General features: G+C 74.8%; 7 protein-coding genes. 3 read left to right on the forward strand and 4 right to left on the reverse strand.

Annotated features, from left to right (window positions below; all coding sequences use genetic code 11):
- Nucleotides 1–34 precede the first annotated feature (34 nt).
- Complete coding sequence (locus tag ACTIDRAF_RS0221345; protein WP_157163186.1) at nt 35–1,654, reverse strand: glycoside hydrolase family 43 protein; 1,620 nt, start codon at nt 1,652–1,654, stop codon at nt 35–37.
- Nucleotides 1,655–2,011: 357 nt separating this feature from the next.
- On the opposite strand from ACTIDRAF_RS0221345, the gene ACTIDRAF_RS0221350 reads away from it, so the two are divergent.
- The 3 genes from ACTIDRAF_RS0221350 (at nt 2,012) to thrS (ending at nt 5,723) form a co-directional block, all read left to right on the forward strand.
- Complete coding sequence (locus tag ACTIDRAF_RS0221350; RefSeq protein ID WP_016700752.1) at nt 2,012–3,292, forward strand: ABC transporter substrate-binding protein; 1,281 nt, start codon at nt 2,012–2,014, stop codon at nt 3,290–3,292.
- A gap of 100 nt (nt 3,293–3,392) precedes the next feature.
- Nucleotides 3,393–4,313 (forward strand): DUF6807 domain-containing protein, encoded by a 921-nt coding sequence (locus ACTIDRAF_RS0221355; protein WP_016700753.1) that lies wholly within the window; start codon nt 3,393–3,395, stop codon nt 4,311–4,313.
- A gap of 144 nt (nt 4,314–4,457) precedes the next feature.
- On the forward strand, nt 4,458–5,723 hold the full coding sequence (gene thrS, locus ACTIDRAF_RS0221360; RefSeq protein ID WP_083886544.1) for a threonine--tRNA ligase: 1,266 nt from the start codon (nt 4,458–4,460) through the stop codon (nt 5,721–5,723).
- A 70-nt stretch (nt 5,724–5,793) separates the two neighbouring features.
- Here thrS and ACTIDRAF_RS0221365 read toward each other — a convergent pair whose 3' ends face one another.
- The 3 genes from ACTIDRAF_RS0221365 to ACTIDRAF_RS0221375 all read right to left on the reverse strand — a co-directional run bounded on the left by ACTIDRAF_RS0221365 (nt 5,794) and on the right by ACTIDRAF_RS0221375 (nt 8,405).
- Complete coding sequence (locus ACTIDRAF_RS0221365) at nt 5,794–6,075, reverse strand: hypothetical protein (RefSeq protein ID WP_016700755.1); 282 nt, start codon at nt 6,073–6,075, stop codon at nt 5,794–5,796.
- 199 nt (nt 6,076–6,274) lie between these two features.
- Nucleotides 6,275–7,096 (reverse strand): SDR family NAD(P)-dependent oxidoreductase, encoded by an 822-nt coding sequence (locus tag ACTIDRAF_RS0221370; protein WP_016700756.1) that lies wholly within the window; start codon nt 7,094–7,096, stop codon nt 6,275–6,277.
- 436 nt (nt 7,097–7,532) lie between these two features.
- On the reverse strand, nt 7,533–8,405 hold the full coding sequence (locus ACTIDRAF_RS0221375) for a hypothetical protein (RefSeq protein WP_016700757.1): 873 nt from the start codon (nt 8,403–8,405) through the stop codon (nt 7,533–7,535).
- Nucleotides 8,406–8,501: the final 96 nt, after the last annotated feature.

Raw genomic sequence — 8,501 nt, forward strand, 5'->3', positions numbered from 1 at the left:
GGGCAGGCGGGCAGGGCGCCTCGCCGGGAGGCGCTCAGCCCGGTCCGACCCGGAAGAAGGGCAGGTCCGCGTGCCCGGTCGCGGTCGCGTGCGCGGGAGCGAGGGCGAACACGCCGAGGCGGGCGCCGACCCACCGGCCGGGGCGGGCGGTGAACTCCTCCCCCACTTCCCGCCAGCCCTCGCCGCCGAGGTGCACGTGGAACTGGCAGCGGGCCTCCGGCCGCACGCGCACCGCCAGTCCGACGCGGCGGACGCCCGCCGGGAGCGGGGTCCGCAGCAGGTCGCGTTCGTGGTCGTCGCCGCCCAGGTGCAGGCGGAGCACCAGGTCGGTGCCGTCCTCGGTGTGGTGGAGACCGATCCAGGCGTACCGCTCACCGAGCACGGCCAGCCCGGTGCGCTCGCCGACGGCCCGGGGCCGGAACTCCACCTCGGTGCGCGCGGTGAAGGCCAAGGCGGGGAAGCGTTGGGAGAGCACGGCGGCGGCGGTGCCGAGGTGCTCCGGCTCGTGGGTGGGCTGGCTGGGCAGGCGCAGCCAGCCGGGGCGGGCGGTCAGGGAGCACCAGTCGCGGCGGGGGTTGGCCGGCCACGCCCACTGCGGACCCAGTGCGGGGCCGGTGAACTCGTCGGTGGTCTGGGGCGCTCGCCGTGGTTGGCTCGGCAGGTGGGGTCGGGGGTGGACGGGCACGGGTTCGCCGCGTTCGGCCCCGGGGGCGGCCGCGCCGATGACGGGCCAGTCGTCGTCGGTCCAGCGCAGCGGCTGGAGGTGCGTGATCCGCCCGTAGGCGCCCCTGTCCTGGAAGTGGAGGAACCAGTGCTGCCCGCCCGGCGTGTCCACCCATGCTCCCTGGTGGGGGCCGTTGACCTCGCTGCCGCCCTGGGACAGCACGACGCGGTGTTCGTAGGGGCCGGTGAGGCGGCGGGAGCGGAACACCGACTGCCAGCCCTCGGCGACCCCGCCCGCCGGGGCGAACACGTAGTAGTGGTCGCCGCGCCGGTAGAGCTTGGGTCCTTCCAGGGTGTGGCAGCCGGGCACCTGGTCGCCGTCGATGAGCAGCAGCCCACCGGGCGGGGTGCGGGCGGTGGTTTCCGGGGTGACGCCGGTGGCGGCGTCCGGGTCGTCGAGGAGCCGGGAGCCGTCGGGGGCCATCGCGCGCAGGGTGAGCCGGTTGCGGATGCCGGACCGGCTGGGAGCCCAGCCGTGCACCACGTAGGCGGTGCCGTCCTCGTCCCAGAACGGGCAGGGGTCGATGAGGCCGGTGCCGGCGACGAGCAGGTGGGGTCGGGTCCACGGCCCGGCGGGGTCGCTGGCGCTGGCCAGGAAGATGCCCACGTCCGGATCACCCCAGCAGACCCAGAACCGGCCCGCGTGGTGTCGCAGCGACGGTGCCCACACGCCCTGCCCGGGCCGGGGTTCCCGGTACCGCTCGGCGGGCGGGAGTTCGGTCAGGACGTGGCCGAGGATCGTCCAGTTGACCAGGTCGCGGGAGTGCAGCACGGGCAGGCCGGGCACCTGGTTGAAGGTGGAGGAGACCAGGTAGTAGTCGTCGCCGACGCGGATGGCGTCGGGGTCGGAGAAGTCGGAGCACAGCACCGGGTTCCGGTAGCGCCCGTCGCCGAGGTCGGCGGTCCAGGCGTCTCCCTCCGCCGTGGTCACCACCGCTGGTCACCGCCCCTTCTGGTCCCGGATGTCGTCCGTCCCGTCTCCGGTGTTCGTGGCGGCGCCCCGGGGCTGCCGCGCCGACCAGCGGCGGGAAAACGGTTGCCGAGGAGTGTGCCACGTCCCTGCCGGCTCGGGGCGCCGATGGCTGGTAGCGGCCGACCGCGCGGGACAACGCCCCGGCGGTGCCGCCGCCCCTGGCCGTCCACCTCCTCGGCGTGTCCGGGCGAGGCCCGTTCGGCGGCCGGGGCGGAGCCGGCCGGGCGATGTGGGACACACCGTGACCGTTGACACGGGCGGAACGGCACCCTACGGTTCGGTAAGCGCTTTCCTTTCCTCGACGTGGAGGACGCCATGCCCGCTCACCGCCCCCGCCTCGCGGCCTGGGTCGCCCTCGGCTCCGCCGTCGCGCTCACGGCGGCCGGCTGCGGCGGCTCGGCCGACGACGACGGGTCGGTGACCCTGCTGTTCACCTGGTGGGGCGACGACTCGCGGGCTCGGGCCACGCAGGAGGTGGTCGACCTCTTCGAGGAGCGCAACCCGGGCATCACGGTGAACACCTCGTTCACCTCCGGCGGCAACTACTTCGAGAAGCTCTCCACCGAGGTCGCCGGCGGCAACCCGCCCGACGTCTTCCAACTCGACTACTCCAACCTCCGCGAGTTCGCCGACCGAGGCGTCGTGCTCAACCTGGCCGACCACGGCGACGCCGTCGACCTGGACGGCGTCGCCGACGCGATGCGGGACGCCGGGCGCATCGACGACGGTGTGTACGGGCTGCCGATGGGGCAGAACACCCACGCGCTGATCTACGACCCACAGCTGTGGGAGGAAGCCGGCGTCCCCACCCCCGAGTACGGCTGGACCTGGGACGACTTCTTCGACTCCGCGCGCGCCATCACCGACTCCACCGACGGCGAGGTGTACGGGTCGACCGACTTCGGCTGGTCCTGGGAGACCTTCCAGGCCTGGTTGCGGCAGCGGGACCGGGACCTCTACACCGAGGACGGATCACTGGCCTTCGACGAGTCCGACGTCCGCGAGTACCTCACCCTGCTCGACGACTTCCGCGAGGGCCGGGCCACCACCCCGGCCTCCCTGAACGGCATGATCGACGGCGCGGTGGAGAACACGCCCTTCGCGAAGGGTCTCTCGGCCACCGACCTGGCCTGGGACAGCGTCCTCGCCGGCTACCACACCGCGATGGGCCGCCCGCTGGCGATGGCCCCCCTGCCCAGTGACACCGACCGGTTCGGCCAGTACGCCAAACCGTCGATGCTGATCTCCGCCGCGCAGGCCTCCGACCACCCGAGGGAGGCGGCGATGCTCATCGACTTCGTCATCAACGACGTCGACGCCGGCCGGATCCTGGGCACCACCCGGGGGCTGCCGCCGAACCAGGAGGTCCGGGAGGCGCTCGCCGACGACCTCGAAGGACTCGACCGGCAGGTCTACGACTACGAGACCAGCCTGGAGGAACACCTGGAGGGCACTCCCCCGGCGCCGCCGGAGGGCAACGGAACCCTCAAGCGGGAGTGGCAGCGGCACAACGACGCGGTGTCCTTCGGCAACAAGACCATCGAGGAGGCGGCCGCCGACTTCATGCGCATCGCCGAGCAGGAGGTCAGCGGCTGACCCGCCCTCCGCGACACCGCCACAGACCACGGGTCGGTGGCGCCGGCCCCCGAACCGGCGCCACCGACCCGGATCCACGTCCTGACCCTGGAGTGCCGAGATGACCGCAGCCGAGCCGGAGCCCACGCCCGAGGCGACCCTCCGGGTGGCGGGAACACCCGTGGCCGACCACGTGACCGACGTGGGCTGGTGGGAACCGACCCTGGCCCCCCGGCCGCACCTGCACCCGGTGCGGACCCTCGCCGGCGTCGAGGTCACCGAGGCACGCCCGGCGGACCACCCCTGGCACCTGGGCGTGTTCGTCGCCCTCCAGGACGTCGAGGACTGCAACTTCTGGGGTGGCCGCACCTTCGTGCGCGGACAGGGCCCGACCTGGCGACCGGACCACGGCTCGGTGCGGCACGACCGGTGGACCCACCGCGAGGCCGACGCGCTCACCTCGGAACAGTCGTGGATCTCGGTGACGGGGGAGACGGTGATCGGTGAGACCCGGTCCACCCGGGCCCTGCCGGGGCCGGCGACGACGGGCGGCTGGGTGCTGGACTACGCGTTCACCCTGCGCAACCTGACCAGCCGGGACCTCGACCTGGGCAGCCCCGCCACCAACGGCAAGGTCGGCGGCGGGTACGGCGGGTTCTTCTGGCGCGCCCCGCTCTCCTCGACCGCCCCCCGGGTGTTCACCGCCACCGCCGAGGGCGAGGAGGCCGTGCACACCACCCGCTCCGGGTGGCTGGCCTTCCTCGGGCACCACCCCAGCGCGGACGACCTGGTCGGCGAGGACGGGACCAGCGGGGACTACACCCTCCTGTTCGTCCCCGCCGACGAGCGCACGGCCGAGGACCCGTGGTTCGTGCGGATCGCCGACTACCCCGGCGTCGGTTCCTCCCTCGCCCCCGAACATCCGCTGCGCCTGCCCGCCGGCGACAGCCTGCGCCGCCGGTTCCGGGTGCTGGTGCTCGACGGCCACCTGGGGCGGGATGCCTGCCCGGCCGCCGCGCGCAGGGTGGCTGACCTGCCCTGACCTGGGACACCCGACGGGGTCGAGGGTTCTGCTACCGTGGTCGCCATGCAGCACGCCGCGATGACGACGACGCCGGAGACCGTCCCGGCGTGCTGAGCTGATTCCTTGTTCGAAGCCCCGGGGCGAGTGCCCCGGGGCTTCGTTCTGCGGTCACTCGCCTCCCGTCCGCGAGGAGACCTGATGCACGACCACCGCCGGCTCGGCCGCGAGCTGGAGCTGTTCGACACCGACCCCCTCATCGGCGCCGGCCTGCCGTACTGGCGTCCGGCCGGCGCGGCGATCCGGCACACCCTGGAGGAGTACGTCCGCGCGGTCGAACGCGAGGCCGGCTACCAGCACGTGTACTCGCCGGTGCTGGGCAAGCGGGAGCTCTACGAGATCTCCGGGCACTGGGAGCACTACGCCGACAGCATGTTCCCGCCGATGGACCTCGGCGGGGAGCAGGTGGTGCTGCGCCCCAGCCTGTGCCCGCACCACGCCGTCCTCTACCGGTCGAGGTCCCGCAGCCACCGGGAGCTGCCGCTGCGGATCGCCGAGTTGGGCGGGATGTTCCGCTCGGAGCTCTCCGGGGTGTTGGGCGGTCTCACCCGGGTTCGGGGTATCCAGCTCAACGACGCCCACGTCTTCTGCACCCCGGACCAGGTGGCCGCCGAGGCGCGCGGGGCGTTGGAGTTGATCGGCCGCGCCTACCGGGACCTGGGGTTGCGGGCCGCCCGCTACCGGCTGTCCCTGCCGCCGGAGGGCGCGGCCGTGGTGGGCGACCCGGAGGACTGGCGGCGTGCCTCGACCCTGCTGGCCGGGGTGTTGGAGGAGTTGGGGATCCCCTACGAGGCGGAGGCGGGTGAGGCGGCGTTCTACGGACCGAAGGTCGACGTGCAGGTCGCCGACGGAGTCGAACGGGAGGCCACCCTCTCCACCGTGCAGGTCGACTTTCACCAGCCGGCGAGGTTCGACCTGCGCTACGTGGGCGCCGACGGGCTGCGGCACCGCCCGGTCATGGTGCACCGCAGCATCATCGGCAGCGTGGAACGGGCGGTGGCGTGCCTGCTGGAGCAGCACGGCGGGGCGTTCCCGGCGTGGCTGGCCCCGGTGCAGGTCGCAGTGCTGCCGGTGTCCGACCAGGAGGTCGGGGTCGCGGCGGGCCTGGTGGAGCGGTGCGCGGGGCGGGGCCTGCGGGCCGAGCTGGTGGGGCCGGACCGGGGAAGCCTCGGCGCCCGGGTCCGCCGGGCCAGGCTGGTGCCCTACCAGGCGGTGATCGGGCCCCGGGAGGCGGCGGAGGACCGGGTGGCGCTGCGGCTGCGGGACGGACGACGGCTGGACCCGCTCGCCTCCGGAGACGCGGTGGACCGCGTCGCGGCCGTGGTCGGAGCGCGGTCCGGCGCGCTGTGGCCGGACCTGGTCGCCGCGTGACCCCTCCCCGGCCGGGCGGCCGGGCGGCTGGGGCTTCCCGAGGCGCCGGCGTCCCGGGAAGCCCTGGTGGTCACGCCCCGGCCGGGGTGCCCTCGTCCTCGTCCTCGTCCTCGTCGAACTCGAAGCGGAAGTAGACGGACAACCAGAACGGCTCCGGCTCGTCGTGCAACCAGTTCCAGGAGACGTCGATGAGGAACACGTCGTGCTCGCTCACCCACCTCCGCGCCTTCTCGAACACCTCGGCGGCGGTCGCCCCGGAGAACAGTCGACGGGCGATGGGGTGGACCTGGCCGTCCTCGTCGTCGGAGTCGTCGAAGCTGGCGGGGACGTCCAGCCGGTAGTCGTCATCCATTCCCGCATGCTGCCAGAGGACCCCACAGGCGGGCCCGGTGGTGGCCTGGCTCGCCACTCCCCCGGCCCGGGGGCGGAGGCGTCGCACCCGCGGGGCGCACGCGCGGGGGGCGAGGGCCGTCCGGCGCCGGAGCGCGAACCGTCCGAGCAGGACGCGGCCGTGCCCGGGAGGTGGGTGGCGGGGGGAGGTCCGCTGTCGCTCAGGCCCGGCTTCGGCGGGCCCTGGCCTCCGAGGCCGTGGTCATGCCGCCCGCGATCCGCACCGCGCGCCGTCTGCTGGACAGCCTGCCGAGCGCCAACAACAGCCGCGTGGTCCAGCCGACGGCCACGCTCGGCGGCGGGTCGCGCCGCGCCACCGTGCGCAGCGCGGTGCGGACGACCAGCTCCGCGCTGTGCATCCGCGTGCTGCTCGCCGCCGCCTCGGCCCCGGCCACGTCGAAGAACTCGCTGCTGGTCGCGTTCGGGGACAGGGCCAGGATCCGCAGGCGACTGCCCCGGTACTCCTCCCAGAGCGCCTCGGTGAAGCTGAGGACGAAGGCCTTCGTGGCGCCGTAGACGGCCATCTTCGGCACCGGCGCGTAGCCGCCCACGCTCGACACGTTGATCAGCAGCCCCTGAGGGGCGGCGAGCAGGTCGTCGAGGAAGGTCCGGGTGAGGTCGACGAGGGCCCGCACGTTGACGGTGATCTCCGCGCCGATCCGCTCGGGGTCCTCCTTGTGGAACGGGCCGAAGGTGCCGAAGCCGGCGTTGTTGACCAGGCCCGTCAACCGGAGGCCGCGTTCCCGCAGTTCGCCGGCCAGCCGCTCGGCCACGCCGGTCTCGGTAAGATCGGCCGGCAGCACGGTGACGGTGACGCCATGCGCCGCCCGCAGTTCCACGGCCAACGCCGTGAGCCGGTCGACCCGGCGGGCGACGAGGACGAGGTCGGCTCCGCGCTGGGCGAGCTGGCGGGCGAACTCCGCGCCGATGCCCGCGCTCGCCCCGGTGACGAGGACGAGTTGACCCCGACGGTCCAGCGTCATGCGACCCCCTCCTGGTGATGTCACCGCCAGCGTAGGGACGAACTCCACCGGGAGGAACGGGGCGGCTCCGAAGTGGACGGGGAGCCGGCCGAACGGCGGCGCGCGCTTCCCGCGAACGGGGGCACGGAGGAACCCCGTACCGCCCCGGCCCGGCTCCACGGCGGACCGGGTGTGCCGCTCCTCGACGGAGGACCGAGTCCCTCCGTGATCGTGATCGCGGCAATCCTCCGGTCGGCGGCCTTCGCCCTCGCCGGGCGGGGTGCCCGCCCAGTGGGTGTGGACGCACGGCGTCCGGCTCCCCCGCGCCAGCACCCGGTGTCCCCGACCGGGGCGATCGCCCGGCCCGGCGCGGCCGCCCGGAAGCTCGTGCCCCTCCTCCTGGCGGCACCGCCGCCCTCCGATGCGCGGTTGGCGGAACCCATGCCGACGTCGAGGGTCAGGGCGCGTCCGGGGCCGGCCCCGGCGGCGGGCCGCCCCCGAGGGCGCGCAGCACCGCGGCCTGCTCGGCGGTGGTGCCCGCCGCCCTCGCCCGCCGGGCCTCCTCGACGGTGAACCCGGCGACGACCCAGGAGGGCACCTCCGCGCGCGGCACCCCGGCATCCCACCACCGGGCGAGGAGGGCGGCCGGGTCCTCGCCCCGCTCGCCGAGGTCGGCGGCCTCAGCGGGGGTGAACCCCATGACCCGATAAAGGGCGGCGTGGGTCGGACTGGTTCCGCTGCCGGCCCACGGCACCGCCTCCTCACCGGACCACCCGGTGTCCAGGTAGGCGCGGGCGGTGAAGGCGGGCACTCCCGCGCCCAGCAGCATCCGCAGGGTGGCGTGCTGGCCGTCGTCGAGTTCGGACGAACCCGCCGGCCCGGGGGCCATCAACCGCCACCACCACCGCCGGGGCCGCGGGTTCTCCCCGGCCAGGTGCCGTTCGGCGGCCTCGGCGTGGCCGTAGCCGAGTTCGTGCCAGCGCACGGCGTCGCGGGGTGTCATGCCGGCGCGCAGCAGCGGGCGCACCGTGTAGGGGGTGAGCCCCGCCGTGCGCCAGGCGAGGGCCTGCTCGGCGGTGTAGACGCCGCTGGTCCGCCACCGCTCGGCCGAGTCCAGCAGGAAGCCGTGGTCGATCCACTGCCGGGCCTCGGCGACGGTCACGCCCCGCCCGGTCCACTCGTGCAGGTCCTCCGGGACCGGGTCGCCGTCGTGCCCGGGGGCGGCCTGGCGGCGCGCCTCGTCCGAGGGGGCGGGCTCGTGCGCGCCCTCGCGGGTTCCGTCGCGGCGTTCGCCGTGGTCGTCGGGTTCGTCGGCGGCGGCGATGCTCATGCCTCGGCTCCTCGGGGTGCGGTGGCGGGGAGGGGGATCGGGTGCGCCCAGGCGGGCGGGGTCGGGGCGTCGGCGGGCGGCGGGGGGGCGGCCACG

The sequence above is a fragment of the Actinoalloteichus spitiensis RMV-1378 genome (genome assembly GCF_000239155.1).
GTDB lineage: Bacteria > Actinomycetota > Actinomycetes > Mycobacteriales > Pseudonocardiaceae > Actinoalloteichus_B > Actinoalloteichus_B spitiensis.